Genomic DNA, 19,350 nt, shown 5'->3' with positions numbered 1-19,350 from the left:
TCCGTGTCATACCCTTTCCTACTTATTCTCTTTTCTAATAGCTATGTCCTTTGAATTTATTGAAAAAACGAATGCATCTCATCCGTATTTTTCTGCAAGTCACCCTCAGATTGTTGCCGGTCACCGGAATACTGCAGACAACAGAGCCGTTACAACATACACTTTGGTTACAAAGAAATTTCAGACGGAGGGATTACAATGACTATCATCAACGTTAGCAATTTGAAAAAAGCTTACGGAGCGAATGTCGTTTTAAAAGGATTGGATTTTCAAGCACAAGAAGGTGAAATAATCGGGGTCATCGGAAAAAACGGGGCAGGTAAATCGACGTTTCTTGAAATTCTTATGACAATTAAACAATACGACGCCGGAACAGTGTTCGTTTTCGATGAAGATATAAAGGCGCTCTCGACTAACCGGCTGGAACAAGTTCGAAAACAAATTTCCGTCGTCCTGCAGCCGACGCAGTTCTATCAGACACTGAAGGTGCAAGAGCTGCTGCGATTATTTAAAGCGTATTACAAATCGCCCATTGACATCGAAACAATCATTGCTGATTTCAAGCTACAACCGCATCGGAAAAAACACTTCGATAAGCTTTCAGGCGGTTGGAAACAAATCGTGAGTTTGGCCATCGCCTTTTTATCGCAACCTAAGCTCCTGATTTTGGATGAACCAACGACGGGACTAGATCCACATATGCGCAACATTCTATGGACGTATATTACCGATTACAACGAGCGCACAGGCGGAACGGTCATTTTAACGACACATAATATGGATGAAATTGAATTGTATTGCGACAAAGTGATGCTTATTGATAATGGCCTCAATGAAATATTTGATACAACGGAAGGTATTTTGGCATCAGGCTATACATCCGTCAATGCATTTTATCTTGAGAAAGTATCCATATAAGGGGGAGAAAATATGTTAGCGACACAGTTAAAGTACGACTTACTCATGTTTTCAAGGGAATTGTTCTACTTGGTTTTCACGATTGTCGTGCCGCCGGTTACGTATATTTTCATGGGGCAATTGTTTGGAGATCAGACATACGCAGGTAACTTGAGTTATGCACAAACGTATACACCGTCGTATATTTTACTTATTACATTCACCACCGTATTTTTTGCTTTCGGGTTTGATCAAGTGACGCATCGGACAACGGGTGTCGAAAAGCGGATCAGGCTTTCACCTGTTTCTAAATCGACGCTTTTACTGTCGAGTATCATCCGCTCCGTCATCATCACAAGTTTCGGATATCTGTTTGTTTATGCGATTGGCATGCTTTTGTATGATTTACAGTTCCATGCATTGAATTTCATCACGGCCTACGGGTTTTTCATCGTACTCAATGCCGTTCTGCTCGTAATCGCTTCTGTCATTTACTCTTTTTTTAACGAGGTAAAAAGTGCTTTGGTGTTCTCCATCGTCATTTTCCAAGTGGTCATCTTCACAGGAGGATTTGCGTTTCCAATCAGTATGATGCCGAAATTCATACAAATCATCGCCGATTTCAATCCGCTCTATCATATGAATAATTTATTCATTGCCGTCTGGAATGACCGGCTTATAGTTGACAGCGGTGCGCTAATTTCCATCTGCTATATTTCTTGTTTAGTGATTGCCGCTTTAATCATTCTTCATTTTTCAAATAAAAGACAAATTTGACAGACTACTTGCAGACAATGGGAGAGTAAACAGATAAACTATTGTCGAGAGGGGTGTCTCGCAATGAAAGTATCATTGAACATTGATCGTGATTACGTAGAAACTAAAGTGACGATTGAATGCCCGGAATTGGACGATTCCGTACAAGAAATTCTTGATTTTATCAAAGGTCAGGATACGGAATTCCTCGTCGGTAGAGATGGCGATATGCAGCACATTCTGAAGCCGAGTGATATCCATTACTTTCATACTGAAAAAGACGGCGTTGTCGCCGTGACAACAGCTGGTTCATTTAAATTAAAAGAGAAGCTATATGAACTTGAAGAAATTCTTCCTTCGAATAAATTCGTACGGCTCTCCAAATCGGTCATTGCCAATCTCCATGAATTGAGCCGTTTTGAAGCTTCCTTTAACGGAACATTATGTGTGTATTTCAAGTCGGGGGCAAAGGAATATGTTTCCCGGACATACGTCAATACCATTAAAGAATCCTTGAAAATGAATAGGAGGAAAAGCGAATGAAAACATTTTTATACAGAAGCGTCATCGGTGTTTTCTTCGGTGCATTCATTGCTGTGATTCTGACCAATTCAGTTGTGCTATTCAGCGATAAAGATATGCTGGACGGACAATTATTCTTGAAAAACTCGCTTGGTTCCATTTTTTGCGGCTGGTTTTTCACAGTTACGCCACTCTTTTTTGAAAATGCAAATTTGCGCTTGTCCCAACAGACCGCGCTGCATTTCGTTACAGTGGTGATTCTGTATTTCATTCTTGCATTCGGAATCGGTTGGGTTCCGTTTACAGTAAAAAGCTTTTTACTCGCATTAGGAGTATTCATTGTTTTCTATTCTGTATTTTGGACTTCTTTCTATCTTTATTTCAGGGGGCAGGCGAAGAAGTTGAATGCGGAACTGCAGGAGCTTTGAATAAACGCGAAAAGCCGTACCCGATTGAAGACCCGTACGGCTTTTCACATCATATTCCCTGCCAATCTAATTGCCATATACACAGCAACTCCCCAGACGACTATAGCAGAGATTTTATTCAACAGCGCAATCAGCTTGCCAGTCGAATCTAGCTTCCCGATATAGCGACCCGCAGTTGCAAGACCGAAAAACCAAAGCCACGAAACGATGATCGTCGTCAGTGTGAATGCCATTCGTACATTCCCCGCGTAATTCAGTGAACTTGACCCGATAACCCCAATTGTGTCAAGGATTGCATGGGGGTTCAACAAAGAAACCGAAGCCGCAAAGATGATTTGTTTCTTAGTTGAAAATTGCTCTCCATCCACCTTCGTCGACATCTCATCACTTTTCCATAAAACAAAACCGATATAAAGTAAAAAAAGTATACCAATACTAAAAATAATATTTTCCAACCAGGCAAACGTCAGGACAAGAAGTGAAACGCCTGATACCGCCGAAACAATCAACAGCGTGTCACAAATACCCGCAGTTATGACAACCGGCATGGCCCTCATAAATGTAGGCTGCAACGCACCCTGATTGAATACGAACACATTTTGGACGCCTAACGGCACAATCAAGCCGAATGCCAGAATGATTCCGTGTAAAATCGCCTCAGTCACATTCCCACCCCATTCAATCTCTACCATTATCTATTCTCGATTGACAGGCTTTATCCTCTTTTTTCGCACTGGAAAAGCCGCACCTGTTTAACTTCGGTACGGCTCCTCTATTCTCAATTTATTTCGTTTTCTGCAGAATAACAACTTTCAAATAGTTGAATTCAGGGTAATCACGGTTTGTCCGGAAATCTTTTGGTAATGTTGATTCCTCAAGTATTTTGTACCGGGAACCTGCTTCATTGAATGCCTGCTCGATGAACGTTTTGAATTTCTTCATTCCGAAACTCGCATTGTTCGTCGATGCAACAATAATTCCATTTTTCTCGGTAACTGCAATTGCATCCATCAGCAATGCCGGATAATCTTTTGCCGTACTGAACGTGTATTTTTTGGTACGTGCGAAACTAGGAGGGTCCAGGATAATAAGGTCGAATTTCAAATCATTCCGTTTTGCGTAACGGAAATAATCGAAGACGTCCATCACTTTAATGTCCTGCTGTTCATAGTCGATGCCGTTGACACTGAACTGCTCAATCGTTTTTGCATTGCTGCGCTTCGCCAAATCGACACTTGTCGTCTTCATCGCGCCGCCAAGAACTGCCGCAACAGAAAATGCACCCGTATACGAGAATGTATTCAACACGTTTTTACCCTCAGAATACTTGTCGCGAATCGCTTTGCGCATATCACGCTGATCAAGGAAAATGCCCGTCATTGCGCCATCATTCAAGTTGACCGCGAAATTCATGCCATTTTCTTTGACGATAATCGGGAAATCGCCTTGCTCCCCTTTGACGAAATCATCCTGTTCGATGTATCCGCCTTTCGTGTCAAAGCGCTTTTTCTCATAAATCCCTTTGTAATCGATAATTTTATCAAACACACTGTAGACATGATGCTTGAGTGAATAAATCCCTTCACTGTACCAGCTGACCATAAAGTAGCCGTCGAAATAATCGATTGTCAGGCCGCCGATGCCGTCGCCTTCTCCATTGAACACGCGAAAAGCAGTCGTATAGGCATCTGCAAATAAAGCTTCACGCCTCGCAAGTGCCGCGGCGATTCTTGATTCGAAAAAATCGAAATCGATTTCTTCTTCCTCTTTTTTCGTCAGTACCCAGCCAAGACCTTTGTTTTGCAAACCGTAATATCCTTTTGCAACGAATCGACGGTCTTTATCCACTAATCGAACAATCGTGCCTTCCTTTGTCAACACGCTGGAATTAATAATCGCATCCTTTAAAATTAACGGATAGCCCTTTTTGAAATCGGAAATATTTTTTGCATTTACTTGTAAATCAATTGTTTTTGTCATGGTGTCATCCTAACTTCGTCGTTTTATTTATTATCGCACGTTTTAGTAGTAATTGCGACAAACGTAAAGCATCGCAACTCGTACTGATAATCTTTTTTGTCTGCTAATTATTAAAGTATTGTCGGGATATTAAAAAGAGCTCCTCCAAATAAATAGAGATGCTCTCTTAATGAATGGATTGCCTATTTAGGCGAGCAATCGGAACGCTAAGCTTTTCCACATTCCCATACGAATAGGTGGTCGTTCTTGCTGACCTCTCACTTGATTCAAATAGGTCTGCAAATCTCCCTCGTAAACAGGATCTAAGCTGGGCAGTTGCGAAAAGTGATGCGGCTGCACTAAACTAGGTGAAATGTTGAACATCTGTAAGCCGCCTTCATTTACAACCATCGCTACAAATTGTGAACAAAAAAATGCATGTTCACGCTGGATTCCCTTATTCACGGCCACGCCAAATAAACCGATAAAATTATATTTATAAAGTTCTTTTTCCTGTTCAATCAATCGGATTTTATCAAGCATGCGTGTGTACTCTTCAACTGTCACATCACAACTATAAACCGCACATGTAGCCTGTCGGAATATCCCTTCCGTAGCGCTTTCTTTCACAAACCCGCCTATAAAAGGATTATGCCGCTGTTTTCGCCCAAAACTGTACATCTCTAACAGTTCTGCATCAAAAGCAATTGAAGTATGATTCAATTCTTTTCGCGTATACATCCCGATCGCTTTTGACAGCAATGTCCCCGTGTCCGTCAACACGATATAGATGGTTTTCTTCATTGTCCCAACCCCTTGCCGATCTCTTATATCCATTATGCACAATCCGGTAAGCAATCTAAACCGGCTGCGGATGGAAACTGTCTAAGACCCGGGACCTAGTGGGTAACGGGAATTCCTGACAGCTGAGGATTAATTTAATCTGTATATGTATTATACGATACAACCGAGGTTGGAGTTTCATTTTTTCAAATGATTCGGCAGTCGAAGGAAATAGAATATAGTAATAACGATTTTTATTAATAAAAAAAGCGCAACAAGAATAATTTCTTCTCACTGCGCTTAAGATATAGATTATTTTTGTTTGCCGGCAAATTCCGCCATCGCATCTTTCATAAACTCCGCTAGTCCCTCTCCAAACTTATCAATATTCTTCGTAAATCGTTCATCAGCTACATACATTTCACCAAGTCCTTGAAATGCTTCCAAGGAATAACTCCCTATTTTATTCAGGAACTCAAACCATTCTCCAATTGCCGCTTGCGCTTCGTCTGAGTCTGCTGACAGATGGCGCAGATCCGCCAAATTGAAGTAAATACGATTCATTTCCTCTCCATATTCCGGTCCGAATTGTGCGGCTCTTTTATTCGATTCATTGACCGCCTTATCGCCCCAACGTTCCCTTGCTTCTTGTTCGTATGGGTTCTTGCTGAAGTCGAACCCTTTAAATTTCTCTTCATTCGTCATTGCCAATTCCCCCTTTCCATGTTGAATTGTCTTCTCAATCGTATCAATCATACTGTCAAGCTGCCGTCGCCTCTCAAGGAGCATATTACGCTGCATTTCAAAAGCTTCTTCTCGATCAAATGAAGGGCTTGTAAGCAGTTCCTTGATTTTTTTCAAAGAGAAACCCAGTTCGCGAAAGAACAAAATTTGCTGCAACGTAGCCAAATTATCGTCCGAGTAAAGCCGATACCCTGCTTCTGTCGTGCGATCTGGCGTTAACAAACCGATGTCATCATAATGATGAAGTGTGCGCACACTGACACCGGTCAACTGAGAGACTTCTTTCACTTTCATCGCTTCTGGCCTCCCTTCACTACTCACTATAAAGTATGACGTAACGTTAGAGTCAACACCCAAAGATGAATCAGCTTACCCTTTGAGCCAGAAGAAAAATATCATCGTATATGCCAGTTTTTCATCAGAGGTTATATGTGACCCGAACTGAACATGTTCATGATGTGCCGTGCTTTGAAAGACTGGTCTCATCGCATATGGAAAAATGCCAAAACGGTATCTCGCTGTCATATGCCCTTCTTCATCTTTCACATCGATGTCGCCCGCGATTGATTTCGCTTCAAAATTCCGCCACACCGAACCATCCGAATGATACAAAACTCCTCGATTTTTGAGCTTTGATTTCAACAGTTGCTGGACGTAAGTGGCGACTACTGTACCATCCGGTTTCTTTACTATAAGTTCATCGCGCTTTATATTGTTTCGGATTGTAATTGTCGCTAGCTGTTGGCCGGTCATATCCGATATGTCGTAGTGAACCGGAATGATAAACCCCTTCTCAAATAGTTCAAAAAACGTGAGCCATCTCGACAACCTACCTTTAGACGGTTCAATGACAAACAACGAATTGCCGTTTGAATCGACGTTATATATTTTAAGCAAGGGAGAAGGGACCCGTTTGAGAATCAATTCGTTTAGATTCTCAAAATTTAACGTACTCGCTGAAATATCCACTGTTTCATTGACCAATTTCTTATGCACACTTTTGTATCGAAACCCTGCTCCGATTGAAAACAATGCAATCAATCCGTTTATGACTAATACATCCCCATTTTCCTTGAAACTTTTATAACCGATGAAATAATACATAATGCAAAAAACAGCAATCCCTATTCCGATGATAAAACTGGAAATCCATGTTTTCTTATAAATCTCTATCACTTTTTACCTCACCGCCCCTTTTATTCATGGTGCTGGGTAAGGTTACCAATTGTCAACTGCTTTCCAAAACTTTACGAAACAAAAAAGAGATCCCGGAATACACCGAAATCTCTTCTGTATATACAATTCCTTATCTTTCCCCTCTATTACTCAATCGGCAACCAAACCTCAATATCATACCCGTTCGAACCTTCAGGATGAAGATAACGTTCAAAGCTAAAACTATTTCGCAGTTGAATGCCGTCTGTTTTCATAATTGCGTTAAACGCAGTTCGTATCGCAGAAACTCCACCATCTACCTTGCCAACCATGAACTTTCCGCCCGAGACCAGAGCCTCTTCAGTATCTGGAAACCCTTCAGCAAGATGTGATTTGATGCCAGCGATATAGTGGATGTCCCCATCCTTCATCGACAGGCAAAGTCCGAATGATTCTTCTGCCACTACACCTTGCTTTGCAATTTCAGCATTCAGCACATCCCATTTACCCGGTATTTCCGAAAGCGGTCCTTTCAGTGCATATCCTTTCACTTTGAACTTTTCAACGTCAACAATACGCGTTTCCATGCAAATCTCCTTCTTTCTTTTGAACGGTGACAGGTACAAAAACAAACATGTTTGTTCAAACAAACGTGATTGTTTGAAATTTCATGATTAACTTAGTGACTGTCACCGCGAAGTCACCGCGAAGTTATCGGTTTCTTTTTCAAAAAACTTAGCTTCGTCTCGGATAGAACAATTGCACCCAGAATAAGAATTGCACCGATGGCCATTCTGTCTGTCATCGCTTCACTCAAAATCGCGACTGAAAACGCCATCCCCCAAAACGATTCGGTAGATAAAATAATTGCAGCCTTTGTTTCCGTGATGAACTTTTGAGCCACCGTTTGTAAAAGAAATGCAATTGTCGTCGAGAAAACTGCCAGGTAGAGAAGCGGGAGCAAACCTTCCGCTTCCGTGGAAAAGGTTGTTTCACCTTTGAAACCTACAACGACAAATCCGATGACTGCCGCTGCTGTCATTTGAATAATGGTTAGCTGAACGGGGTCCTCGTCTTTTACAAATTTAGAAGTGTAGAAGATATGGAACGCAAACCCAACTGCGCAACATAACGTTAGTAAGTCCCCTATATTGATCTCGGAAGAGAATTTAAGTGATAGTACCGCTACTCCTATCATCGCCATAAATGCCCCGCCTAGTTCAAAGATATCAATTTTCTTTTTATAGAGCATGAATCCTATGAAAGGAACGATAACGACATTGACCGCGGTTAAGAACGCATTTTTTGATGGTGTCGTGTATTGCAGACCTACCGTTTGAAGGGCAAATGCGATGTAGAGGAAAACCCCCAATATGGAGCCTTTTATTAGTGTGCTTTTCTTGATTGCCTTCAACCTTTTATGAAAAACAATCCCTAAAATGAGTACACCGATTAAAAAACGACCTGCCAGAATTTGATACGGCGTGTAGTATTCCAACGCTACGGCACTGGCTACAAACCCACTGCCCCAAATGATTGCTGTAATGATAAGTCCAATTTCCCCGATATATTTCCTCATATGATCCACCGCCGTTTTTATATCTAGTGTACCAAACCGTATTGACTAACGGACTACGTTGTTAAACAAATCTTTCAATAATTCCTTTTAGTTTTCCACCCGTACTTAACGGTGTATTCCACGAAGACATCCCGAGTTCATTACCAATCGGTTTGAGCGCTTCATACGCTCGCCGCAACTGCTCCTCACTCGGATTCACCTTTTCCGGAACAAACAAATTCACCGCAAACGGCTTCTCAGTAAGACTTTTCACTTTGCGAATGAACTTCCGTGTCTCTTCTGCAGACAAATACCCTGCCCCGATTGACCCATGTATCCCCGTCTCCGCCGATGCCTCTACAAACTCCGATGTCGTCACTCCCGCCATGGGGGCTTGGATAATCGGATGTTCAATTCCTAACAATACCGTGAGTTTCCTTTCACTCATTTAACAATCCTCCTCATTTCCCAATTGAAACATACCCCGTCTTCTCAATGATTTCCTGTCCTTGATCAGATAAAATCCAATCGATGAATTCCTCGATATGTGGGTTTTCACTTCCAGCGGTAACTGCGTATATCTCAGCCGTAATCGGATAGTCCCCCGATCGGATTGATTCTGCTGTCGGTTCAACTCCGTTTACTTGAAGCAATCGGATTTTCTCGTTCCTGACCATTTCGGTGGAATAATACCTGAATGTAAATCCTATAGCGTTATTGTAATTTGTATAGGCTGAAACTTGGCCAATAATGCCTCCCATAAGATCAATCACGTTTTCTTTAGGAGGATCCATGATTGGCTCGTCACCCATTAACTTTTGAAGTGCAGTCTGACTGCCGCTGTCTTGTGGACGCTGGAAAGCACGAATCGCGTTCCTCTTTCCTCCGACGTCTTTCCAGTTTGTGATATCTCCGGAATAAACCCCTTTGATTTCATTTATAGTCAAACTCTTTACGGGGTTTTTCGAGTTTACAAAGAAAACGAATGCTTCTTTACCGATTGGCGTCAGCTTTAATTCTTTGCCTGCCTGTTCCGCGGCCTCAATTTGTTTGGCTGAAGGACCCGCCACAAAAATCATATCGACTTGTCCATTGATAAGGTTTTCATAAGCTATGTTTGTCATATTTGACATCACTTTACTGCTGTATAAGTTGTATTCCTTCTCGGGATAGACAGCCTGTGCGAATCCGGCATACATTGGATAAAGTGCGGTCGCCCCGTCAATAACAGGCAAATTGGATTCAAGTTTCCAAGTCACTGGCTCTTCCAGTTTCACTGTTTTCGTTTCGGGTGCAAACGGCATATATTGGTGCAGGTCCACTTCTGTGTCCTCCAAGCTGTCCAAGTTCTGTTTATACATACCAGAAGCCGTGAAAGACAACGCGACGGCGATTATCATTGCCGTGACGCCATAAAAGGATTTTTTTCCGCTCTTGTATTTCGTCCAACCTAGCGTTTTGAAAATTATCAGAACAACCAGTATCACGTAGATTGCAATAAACAACGGTACTATATAATACATATTCGGCGTTATGAATAATACAGATATAAAAGCCAATGGCAACGCCAATATAATCGCCATCACAATAATCGTCAGGATTATTGTGATCATCTTCACAATTTTCAAGCCAATTCCCCCTAGGTATTGAAACATGTTAGTATATCGCACTTCAAAGGAGCCCTTTACTGTTTTCTCCAATCATACATATCTCTTCACATAAAACGGTGGTGACAGTCACCAAGTCAATCATGTTAATTCAAACAAACACGATTGTTTGAATTAACATGATTGTTTTAGCAGCGGTCACAACCAACTGAATCTCTAAAAAAACCATAACCTTGTTAGGCTATGGCAAAATGGTAATGACTGTTCTTCATGTTTCACTTCTTTACATTACAGAATTTCACAAACCCGTCCGACCTGTCCATCCTCTAAGCGAACCTTTATGCCGTGTGGATGGAAGCTTGAGTTCGTCAGTAAGTCTTTAACGACCCCTTCTGTCTTCACTCCCGCCCGCTGATCTTTTTTCAAGATGACTGCCACTTTTAATCCAGGTGTTACATCTGCACGATTTTGTCCATTCATAAATTATTCTTCCTCTCTTTTTTGAAACAAACTTTGTACGACGTGTGCGGTGCCTGTATGCAGCTGACCTTCCACTCGATTCACTTCCCCTATATGGAAGTGTTTGACGAAATACCCGTCGAAATGTTCGAGCATTTTCACGGGATCACAAAGCATTTCTTCATTTCGCGGGCCGCCTGTTCCGTAGTGGATCTGTTCTTTCGTATACAATTCGCTTATATAATAGCCGCCTGGTTTCAACGCTTTTTTTATCCCTGCTAAAGTGCGGTCCATAACGTTATTCGGGAAATGGCCAAAGATGTGGACGATGGCATCCCATTGCTCTTCTACCCACATAACATCCGCCAAGTCTTGAAGTTCCGTTTTTACAACGACACCTTTTTCATCCGCCAACTGTTTTGTCTTCTCCAGTCCTGCAGGCGCATAATCCCACGCCGTCACATCGAAGCCGAGTGATGCCAGGTAGACCGAGTTGCGCCCTTCGCCTTCTGCGATACATAGCACTTTCCCCTTCGGCAGTTTTTGTGCCGCCTCCACAAGAAATCCATTCGGTTCTTTGCCATAGACATATTCTTTTACTGAAAATCGGTCATTCCAACTGTTAGTCATCCGTCAGTCTCCCTTTTACTATATTGTTTCTAGCTTACCATATTTTCAAAAGCGTTATGATCGGTAGAACAACGTATTTGGTCGGTCATCGATACGATATGGTCTGTTGAAGCTGGATATAGTCGGTCTGGATGCATATATGACCGGTCGATAGACGGTTATGATCGGTTGGAACCGATTTATGGTCGCTTGCAGCTCCAACTTCTAGCTACCTCCAATCCTTCTCTCTTAATGAATTAGGAGACTCCTGGGATTGATAAAATTCCCCCTTCAAACATCACTTCTCCACTAACGACGGTCATCACAACATTCGCATGCAGTATCTCTTCATCTTCAACTTGGAATAAATCCTTGTCGAGCACAGTGAAATCCGCGTCGAATCCAACTGCTAGCTTGCCACGGACATCCGCTTTCCCGATTGTGCCCGCACTCCCCGTCGTAAAGAGTCCGACCGCTTCAAAGCGGCTCAGCTTTTCATCTGGCAAATAGCCTTTATGGGTTTCACCAGGCTTCCGACGCGTCGCTGCCGCATAGATGCCTAGCAATGGATCGACTTCTTCGATCGGCGCATCCGAACCGCCACCGCAAATGAAACCTTGGTCAAGCAGTTTTTTCCACGCATAGGCCCAGTCAAGGCGGTTCTCGCCTAAACGATCCATGACCCATGGGAAATCGGATGATACAAACACAGGCTGTATATCAAGAATGACCGGCAACTTTGCCATCCGCTCGACGAGATCTTCACGCAATACATTGACATGGATAAGCCGGTCACGCTTCCCTTCAGGTACCGGATGCTTTTCAATTGCATCAAGCGCTTTTTCAACGGCCGCATCCCCTATAACATGGACCGCAATCGCTTCCCGATGCTTTCGTGCAAGTGCCACCAGCGCATCGATTTCCTCGTCTGAAACGACGACCATACCTGACGTTTCCGGCGTATCCGCATACGGTTTACTCAACAGAGCCGTTTTGCCGCCAAGCGCCCCGTCAATGAAGAACTTCATCTCACCGGGCTCAATCCAAGGTTCATTGTATGTGGCCTTCTCTTCTATCAGTTGTTTGAAAACAGTCGACCGTCGCAACAGATGTGCGCGAAACTTTTTCTGTTCACCGATGACGTTTTTAAATGCCTGAAGCGGATTCGTGTAGTCGCCGTAATAGCCGAGATCATCCGTCACCGCCCCCGTGAGTCCGAGTGAAAGCAGATTTTCGACTGATTTTCGCAAGGCCCGCGTCAACGTTTGTTCCGTCGGTTTTGGAATAAGGGCCAGCACCATCTCCTGTGCACCTTCTTTCAAGTAGCCCGTCGGTTCACCGTCAGCGTCGCGCATAATGACACCGTCTTGAGGATCTGGTGTACTTTTCGAAATACCGGCAAGCTCCAGCGCTTTTGAATTCGCGAGAGCTGCATGCCTGCATGTCCGCTTTAGAATCATAGGTGATGCCGTCACCTTATCGAGTTCTTGTCGCGTAAGGATTTTTTTATCGGTAAAATTGTTTTCATTCCAACCTTCCCCAATGAACCACTCATCCGGCTTCAAATCAGGATAAGCCGCTAATAGCATGTCCATCATTTCATCGGCGGAAGATGCATTCGACAAGTCAAGACTAAGCAATTTTTCACCATGCCCGATCATATGCATATGACTGTCGATGAACCCCGGGTACAGAACGGAACCTTCTAAATTGATTTCTTTAGCTGCTTGTTCTTTTAACTCCTCATACGTTCCGATTGCAATAATCTTGCCGTTTTCCGTAAGAAGTGCTTCGACTTGACCGCCTTCTTGCTCCATTGTATACATCAAACCGTTATGCCAAAGTGTTGTCATCCCAATTCCCCCTATCTCTATAGCTATATTCTAAACTTTCGGTCATCAACGAGCAACATATTGGAAATGAATGCTACAATAATAGGTAATGATTAGGAGGGATACAGTATGAGATTAACCGTTTACCTTGCAGGAGAGATTCACAGTTCATGGCGCGAGGAAGTGAAGCTGAAAGTAGCGGCGCTCAATTTACCGATCGATTTCGTGGGCCCTATGGAAGATCATGATCGTTCGGACAATATAGGAGAAGAAATTCTTGGAAAACAGCCGGATGCGATTTTTAAAGACGCCGCAGCATCGAGCTTCAATAATTTACGCACGGAGATTCTAATGAAGAACGCCGATCTTGTCATCGCCTTATTCGGAGAAAAGTATAAGCAGTGGAACACCGCGATGGACGCGAGTGCCGCCGTCGCATTCGGCAAACCGCTCATCCTCATTCGCAAGGAAGAGCATCACCACGCGCTGAAAGAACTGTCACGCAAAGCACACGCCACCGTCGAATCCGTCGACCAGGCTGTGAAGGCATTACATTATATTTTTGAATGAACTGTAAACCATTATACCGGGCTGCCCTGATTATCCATCGGGCATGCCTTTTTTCTTTTTCAAGAGAAGAGCGACCGTTTAGGCTTGTACACCGATCATATACCCCCCACGGACCGACCATATCCCTCAAACCCATTTACAAAACCTTAACGATTCCTTCATATGCCCTCAACAATTCCCCTTTATCATATGGATTGTAGTCAAAAACACTTTAGGGGGATAACAACAGATGAAAAATACGAAGATACTTGCAACACTCGGACTTGCATGCTCGATTTTCCTTGCTGCTTGCGGTGGAGCGGATGGCAATACTTCAGCTAAAACGAGTGAAGGATTGAGCGGTAATGTGGCAGGCGATGGATCGTCTACAGTTGCACCAATCATGGAAGCGATTGTCGAAGAATATGCACAAGCCGAAAAAGACGTTAAAGTCTCTGTAGGTGTCTCAGGTACAGGCGGCGGTTTCGAGAAATTCATCGCCGGTTCAACAGACTTTTCAAATGCATCCCGTCCAATTAAAGATGAAGAAAAAGCAAAGCTTGAAGAAGCAGGCGTTGACTATACAGAACTTAAAATTGCAAATGATGGCTTGACAATCGTAGTAAATAAAGAGAATGACTGGGTCGACTCACTAACGGTTGAAGACCTTACGAAAATGTGGACGGAAGACGGAACAACGAAAAAATGGTCCGATATCAATCCAAGCTGGCCTGACGAAGAGATCGTTTTCTATTCACCAGGCACGGATTCTGGAACATACGACTACTTTAATGAAGTTGTATTAGAAGATGCTGATCTTGTTAAATCCGCAACACTTTCAGAAGATGACAACGTCCTTGTAACAGGCATTAAAGGCGACAAAAACGCAATCGGGTTTTTCGGTTTTGCGTATTATGAATCAAACAAAGACGCTCTGAATGCAGTATTGATTGATGGTGTTCAACCGAATGCTGAAACAATAGAGTCCGGCGAATACACACCGTTCTCACGCCCGCTGTACGTTTACGTCAGTAATGCGGCACTAAAAGAAAAAGAAGAAGTGCGTAACTTCATGGAATATGTAATCGACAATTCGGCTGACATGGCGGATGCGGTCGGCTATGTACGACTTCCTGCTGCTGACTACGACGCTGCACGCGAGCAATTGAAAGCCGTGAAGTAAAATAATCGTTTCATGAATATCCAGGCTGCCTTTTCATTAGGCAGCCATTATCTATCAACCTGATAACTATCCAACGTTTTCGCCTAACTTAACAACGCACCACCGCACCTACACAACACTACCTATAAGGAGGTCCATCTTTTGTCTTCGATACAACCAAGTGAAAAAGCACGCACACGCGACATTATCGCCGCTGCGAAAAAGAAGGAGCGGTTCGGAAAACTCGTTCCGTATCTCTTACTCGCTGTCACGAGCCTGACTGTGCTTGCCACATTCGGCATTGTCTATACATTGCTGAAAGAGACATTTACTTTTTTCACGCATATCAACATTTCGGACTTTGTGTTCGGTACAGAATGGGCACCGTTCTCTAATGCGGATCCATCATTTGGCGTGCTTCCCCTTCTTATCGGCACATTAAAAATTGCACTGATTGCAATTCTGATCGGCGTACCAGCCGGACTTGCCTGCGCGATTTTCTTAAGTGAATATGCATCACCAAAAGTAAAAAAAATCGTCAAGCCGATTATTGAGTTGCTTGCCGGTATTCCAACCATTGTATACGGATTTTTCGCTTTGACGTTTGTCACACCTTTATTACAGACAATCATTCCTCAATTGAAATTATTCAACGCACTGAGTGCTGGAATTGTTGTCGGCATTATGATTTTGCCGATGATTGTTTCTCTATCGGAAGATGCGTTATCGTCTGTTCCCGCTTCATTCCGTGACGGCTCATATGCACTTGGTTCAACAAAGTTTGAAACAGCTATCAGAGTCGTCGTCCCTGCAGCAACATCTGGAATTGCCGCCTCCATTATTCTTGCAACATCACGAGCCATTGGAGAAACGATGATTGTTTCACTCGCCGCCGGTTCAACGCCAGCTTTCAACTTGGATTTGACCGGTTCCATTCAGACGATGACTTCGTATATCGTCCAAGTCGCAACAGGCGACGCAGGGTACGGTACAACAATTTACTACTCGATTTATGCTGTCGGCTTCATGCTATTCCTATTCACGTTCCTTATGAACCGGGCCGCTTTATACATTAAGACGAAATTCAGGGAGGAATATTAAGATGGATCACAACCTCCAAGCAAAAATTAGCAGACGAATTGCAAAGGATTCTGCGATGAAATGGCTGTTTGGCTCTGCCGCAGCGATTTTGGTAGCTGTTATCGCTTTCCTCTTTTACGGAATTGGCGCAGACGGCGTCGATCGTTTGAACCTATCATTTTTCACAAACTTCGGCTCACGTTTTCCTGAAAAAGCCGGTTTGAAAGCAGCGCTTGTAGGTACGTTGGCTCTCATGGCCGTCGTTATCCCGGTGTCCATGTTCATCGGCCTCTGCTCTGCCATTTACCTTGAAGAATATGCACCAAAAAATAAATGGACGGCTTTTATCGAAATGAATATCAGTAACCTTGCCGGCGTTCCATCTGTTGTCTTTGGTCTTCTCGGACTTACAGTGTTCGTCCGTGCAATGTCACTCGGCAACAGTATTCTCGCCGCTGGACTAACGATGAGTCTTCTTATATTGCCCATCATCATCGTCGCCTCACAAGAAGCGATTCGTTCAGTCCCCGATGCACTCAGGGAAGCATCATACGGCATGGGGGCGACAAAATGGCAAACGATTCTACATGTGATCTTGCCTTCAGCAATCGGGTCTATTTTGACAGGAAGCATTCTATCATTTTCCCGTGCCATCGGTGAAACAGCACCGTTGATCGTCCTGGGTATTCCGGTTATCGTTCAATTCCTTCCGACCGGACCACTCAGCACTTTTACCGCTCTCCCGATGCAAATTTACGACTGGGCAAAACGCCCGCAGCCTGCATTTGCGGATGCAGCCTCGGCAGGTATTATTGTTCTGCTCATCATGCTCGTCACGATGAATGCATTCGCCATCTATTTCAGAAATCGTTCAGAAAAAAAGCTTAAAAATTGATAGGAGGATTATTATGACAACTACACTCGTTCGAAATGACAAAGAGACTCAATTTCGCGTGATGAAAAATGAAAACTGGCAAAAACCTGTTTACGAAACGAACGGTCTAAATCTTTGGTACGGTACGGCACATGCCCTTAAAAACATTGACCTTTCCATTAATGAAAAAGAAGTAACAGCCATCATCGGCCCTTCCGGCTGCGGGAAATCAACTTATTTAAAAACATTGAACCGTATGGTTGAAACGGTAGGCGGTGTCACCATTTCCGGCAACGTCACTTTCATGGGAAACAACATTCTAGGGAAGTCGATGCCTGTTGAACTGCTTCGTTCAAAAGTCGGCATGGTCTTCCAAAAGCCAAATCCTTTTCCAAAGTCAATTTATGAAAACGTTGCATTCGGCCCGAAAATACATGGCGTCCGCAACAAAGCGATACTCGACATAATTGTAGAAGACAGCTTACGGAAAGCAGCTCTGTGGGATGAAGTGAAAGACCGCCTCCACAAAAGCGCATATGGGCTTTCTGGCGGACAGCAACAGCGGCTGTGTATTGCACGCTGTCTTGCAGTCGACCCGGAAGTGATTCTAATGGATGAACCGACGTCAGCACTTGACCCTGTCTCTACACATAAAGTCGAAGAACTGATTCGCAGTATTAAAAACGACGTCACAATTGCCATCGTCACGCACAACATGCAACAAGCTTCACGTATCTCCGATCGTACTGCGTTTTTCTTAAATGGTGAAATCGTTGAATGCGACCGAACCTCCACATTGTTCAGTACACCGACAGACGAACGCACCGATGATTATATCAATGGTCGTTTTGGTTGATAGCTTCATAATTATGGCGGTTCATAAAGGTATCCCAAGTTAGTGTCTTTTCCACTATCTTGCGGATATTTTTTATTTGCAGGCAAAAAGAAAGACCGAAGATACCGCCAGCAATGGCATCTTCGGTCAATGTTTCAGTATATTAATCAGTTCCCATCTCTTCTTGCACGACAGCGACAATCCGATTGACAAGGCGCACGCAATCTTCTTCGTTCGGTGCTTCCACCATGACGCGGACAAGCGGCTCAGTGCCCGATGGACGGACAAGGACACGACCATTTCCAGCCAATTCCTTTTCTACATCTGCTATTACTTCGGCAACGCGTGTATTATCCGTCACTGCATTTTTATCCGTCACACGAACATTGACCAGTTTTTGTGGATAAATTCTCATTTCCGCCGCAAGCTCAGACAGCTTACGACCAGTGATTTTCATAATATTTACAAGCTGAAGCCCTGTGAGGAGTCCATCACCTGTCGTGTTGTAGTCGTGGAAAATAATATGGCCGGATTGTTCGCCGCCAAGATTATAATTTCCTCTTCTCATCTCTTCAACTACATATCGATCACCGACAGCTGTCTGGACGCTCTTCATACCGTATTCTGAAAGTGCCTTATAAAAACCTAGATTACTCATTATCGTTGAGACAATCGTTCCTGATTTCAAGCGGCCTTCCTCGTGCAGATGACGGGCGATGATGAACATAATCTGGTCACCATCAACTACTTCCCCATGTTCGTCGACAGCGATAAGACGATCCCCATCGCCATCAAATGCCAATCCGATATGGGCACCCTTTTCAACAACCAGTTTACCCAATTCTTCAGGGTGAGTGGATCCGACGCAGTCATTGATATTCAAGCCATTCGGCGAAGCTCCCATTGTCGTTAGATCCGCGTCAAGGTCAGCAAACAAATGTGTCGCAAGTGTCGATGTCGCGCCGTGTGCGCAATCGAGCACAACATGAATGCCCGTGAATTCCTCATCGACTGTCTGTTTTAAGTATTGGATATATTTATGGCCGCCTTCAAAGTACTCAGTAATAGAACCGACTGATGCTCCAGTCGGGCGTGGCAACGTGTCTTCCTGCTCGTTTAACAGCTGCTCGATTTCCTCTTCTTGCTCATCCGTCAGTTTATAGCCATCCGCTCCAAAGAACTTGATGCCATTGTCTTCGACAGGATTATGTGAAGCCGAAATCATCACGCCGGCCTGGGCGTTCATGACACGCGTCAAGTAAGCGACGCCAGGGGTGCTGATGATTCCAAGCGTCATCACTTCAACTCCGGTGGATAAAAGACCCGCTATCAAGGCATTTTCAAGCATATGGCCAGAGATACGCGTATCCCTGCCTACAAGCACTTGCGACTTGCCTTCCGTCCCTTTCGTCAGCACATGGCCTCCGATTCTACCTAATCTAAATGCGAGTTCCGGTGTCAATTCCTCATTTGCAATACCACGGACACCATCTGTCCCGAAATACTTCATCATTTTCATTCTCCTTTTCAATCCTGTCCAT

Annotated in this window: 22 protein-coding genes; 9 read left to right on the top strand and 13 right to left on the bottom strand. The window is 43.7% G+C overall.

The window, feature by feature from the left end:
- Positions 1-198 precede the first annotated feature (198 nt).
- From HDC33_RS13095 to HDC33_RS13080, 4 genes are all read left to right on the top strand, one after another.
- Positions 199-918: an ABC transporter ATP-binding protein gene (locus tag HDC33_RS13095; RefSeq protein ID WP_179393018.1), complete on the top strand. Its 720-nt coding sequence runs from the start codon at positions 199-201 to the stop codon at positions 916-918.
- 12 nt (positions 919-930) lie between these two features.
- Positions 931-1,674: an ABC transporter permease gene (locus tag HDC33_RS13090; RefSeq protein ID WP_179393017.1), complete on the top strand. Its 744-nt coding sequence runs from the start codon at positions 931-933 to the stop codon at positions 1,672-1,674.
- Positions 1,675-1,737: 63 nt separating this feature from the next.
- Entirely contained in the window at positions 1,738-2,196 is a 459-nt protein-coding gene (locus HDC33_RS13085) for a LytTR family DNA-binding domain-containing protein (RefSeq protein ID WP_179393016.1), read from the top strand.
- Positions 2,193-2,603 (top strand): DUF3021 domain-containing protein, encoded by a 411-nt coding sequence (locus tag HDC33_RS13080; RefSeq protein WP_179393015.1) that lies wholly within the window; start codon positions 2,193-2,195, stop codon positions 2,601-2,603. Before HDC33_RS13085 ends, HDC33_RS13080 begins: the two co-directional genes overlap by 4 nt.
- Positions 2,604-2,647: 44 nt before the next feature.
- On the opposite strand, the gene HDC33_RS13075 is transcribed toward HDC33_RS13080, so the two are convergent.
- The 12 genes from HDC33_RS13075 to HDC33_RS13020 all read right to left on the bottom strand — a co-directional run bounded on the left by HDC33_RS13075 (position 2,648) and on the right by HDC33_RS13020 (position 13,330).
- Positions 2,648-3,268, bottom strand: coding sequence for a LysE/ArgO family amino acid transporter (locus HDC33_RS13075; RefSeq protein WP_179393150.1), 621 nt, complete (start codon positions 3,266-3,268; stop codon positions 2,648-2,650).
- A gap of 118 nt (positions 3,269-3,386) precedes the next feature.
- On the bottom strand, positions 3,387-4,583 hold the full coding sequence (locus HDC33_RS13070) for a class I SAM-dependent rRNA methyltransferase (RefSeq protein WP_179393014.1): 1,197 nt from the start codon (positions 4,581-4,583) through the stop codon (positions 3,387-3,389).
- A 186-nt stretch (positions 4,584-4,769) separates the two neighbouring features.
- Positions 4,770-5,366 carry a hypothetical protein gene (locus tag HDC33_RS13065; RefSeq protein ID WP_255457414.1) on the bottom strand — a complete coding sequence of 199 codons (597 nt, stop codon included), beginning with the start codon at positions 5,364-5,366 and terminating at the stop codon, positions 4,770-4,772.
- Between the two features lie 291 nt (positions 5,367-5,657).
- The gene (locus HDC33_RS13060) at positions 5,658-6,383 is read right to left on the bottom strand and encodes a MerR family transcriptional regulator (protein WP_179393013.1); all 726 of its coding nucleotides are present in this window, start codon (positions 6,381-6,383) and stop codon (positions 5,658-5,660) included.
- Between the two features lie 75 nt (positions 6,384-6,458).
- Positions 6,459-7,265 carry a hypothetical protein gene (locus tag HDC33_RS13055; RefSeq protein WP_179393012.1) on the bottom strand — a complete coding sequence of 269 codons (807 nt, stop codon included), beginning with the start codon at positions 7,263-7,265 and terminating at the stop codon, positions 6,459-6,461.
- Positions 7,266-7,411: 146 nt separating this feature from the next.
- Positions 7,412-7,831 (bottom strand): GyrI-like domain-containing protein, encoded by a 420-nt coding sequence (locus HDC33_RS13050; RefSeq protein WP_179393011.1) that lies wholly within the window; start codon positions 7,829-7,831, stop codon positions 7,412-7,414.
- A 113-nt stretch (positions 7,832-7,944) separates the two neighbouring features.
- Complete coding sequence (locus HDC33_RS13045) at positions 7,945-8,823, bottom strand: DMT family transporter (protein ID WP_179393010.1); 879 nt, start codon at positions 8,821-8,823, stop codon at positions 7,945-7,947.
- A 61-nt stretch (positions 8,824-8,884) separates the two neighbouring features.
- Complete coding sequence (locus HDC33_RS13040; RefSeq protein WP_179393009.1) at positions 8,885-9,250, bottom strand: nitronate monooxygenase; 366 nt, start codon at positions 9,248-9,250, stop codon at positions 8,885-8,887.
- 13 nt (positions 9,251-9,263) lie between these two features.
- Complete coding sequence (locus HDC33_RS13035; RefSeq protein WP_370457477.1) at positions 9,264-10,421, bottom strand: PstS family phosphate ABC transporter substrate-binding protein; 1,158 nt, start codon at positions 10,419-10,421, stop codon at positions 9,264-9,266.
- A gap of 276 nt (positions 10,422-10,697) precedes the next feature.
- The gene (locus HDC33_RS13030) at positions 10,698-10,889 is read right to left on the bottom strand and encodes a YwbE family protein (protein ID WP_179393008.1); all 192 of its coding nucleotides are present in this window, start codon (positions 10,887-10,889) and stop codon (positions 10,698-10,700) included.
- A 3-nt stretch (positions 10,890-10,892) separates the two neighbouring features.
- Positions 10,893-11,498: a class I SAM-dependent methyltransferase gene (locus tag HDC33_RS13025; protein ID WP_179393007.1), complete on the bottom strand. Its 606-nt coding sequence runs from the start codon at positions 11,496-11,498 to the stop codon at positions 10,893-10,895.
- Between the two features lie 236 nt (positions 11,499-11,734).
- The gene (locus HDC33_RS13020; protein ID WP_179393006.1) at positions 11,735-13,330 is read right to left on the bottom strand and encodes an amidohydrolase; all 1,596 of its coding nucleotides are present in this window, start codon (positions 13,328-13,330) and stop codon (positions 11,735-11,737) included.
- A 108-nt stretch (positions 13,331-13,438) separates the two neighbouring features.
- Here HDC33_RS13020 and HDC33_RS13015 point away from each other — a divergent pair, with 108 nt between their 5' ends.
- The 5 genes from HDC33_RS13015 to pstB all read left to right on the top strand — a co-directional run bounded on the left by HDC33_RS13015 (position 13,439) and on the right by pstB (position 17,830).
- Positions 13,439-13,879, top strand: coding sequence for a YtoQ family protein (locus HDC33_RS13015; RefSeq protein ID WP_179393005.1), 441 nt, complete (start codon positions 13,439-13,441; stop codon positions 13,877-13,879).
- A gap of 229 nt (positions 13,880-14,108) precedes the next feature.
- Positions 14,109-15,041, top strand: coding sequence for a PstS family phosphate ABC transporter substrate-binding protein (locus tag HDC33_RS13010; RefSeq protein WP_179393004.1), 933 nt, complete (start codon positions 14,109-14,111; stop codon positions 15,039-15,041).
- A 141-nt stretch (positions 15,042-15,182) separates the two neighbouring features.
- Complete coding sequence (gene pstC, locus HDC33_RS13005) at positions 15,183-16,121, top strand: phosphate ABC transporter permease subunit PstC (RefSeq protein WP_179393003.1); 939 nt, start codon at positions 15,183-15,185, stop codon at positions 16,119-16,121.
- Between the two features lies 1 nt (position 16,122).
- Positions 16,123-16,995, top strand: coding sequence for a phosphate ABC transporter permease PstA (gene pstA / locus HDC33_RS13000; RefSeq protein ID WP_179393002.1), 873 nt, complete (start codon positions 16,123-16,125; stop codon positions 16,993-16,995).
- Positions 16,996-17,056: 61 nt separating this feature from the next.
- Positions 17,057-17,830, top strand: coding sequence for a phosphate ABC transporter ATP-binding protein PstB (gene pstB / locus HDC33_RS12995; protein ID WP_255457429.1), 774 nt, complete (start codon positions 17,057-17,059; stop codon positions 17,828-17,830).
- 142 nt (positions 17,831-17,972) lie between these two features.
- Here the strand turns inward: pstB and glmM are convergent, their stop codons facing one another.
- Positions 17,973-19,322: a phosphoglucosamine mutase gene (gene glmM / locus HDC33_RS12990; RefSeq protein ID WP_179393000.1), complete on the bottom strand. Its 1,350-nt coding sequence runs from the start codon at positions 19,320-19,322 to the stop codon at positions 17,973-17,975.
- Positions 19,323-19,350: the final 28 nt, after the last annotated feature.

Source organism: Sporosarcina sp. JAI121, assembly GCF_013408665.1.
In the GTDB taxonomy this organism is placed as follows: Bacteria; Bacillota; Bacilli; order Bacillales_A; family Planococcaceae; genus Sporosarcina.
This window is presented reverse-complemented; position numbering and strand designations above follow the sequence as displayed.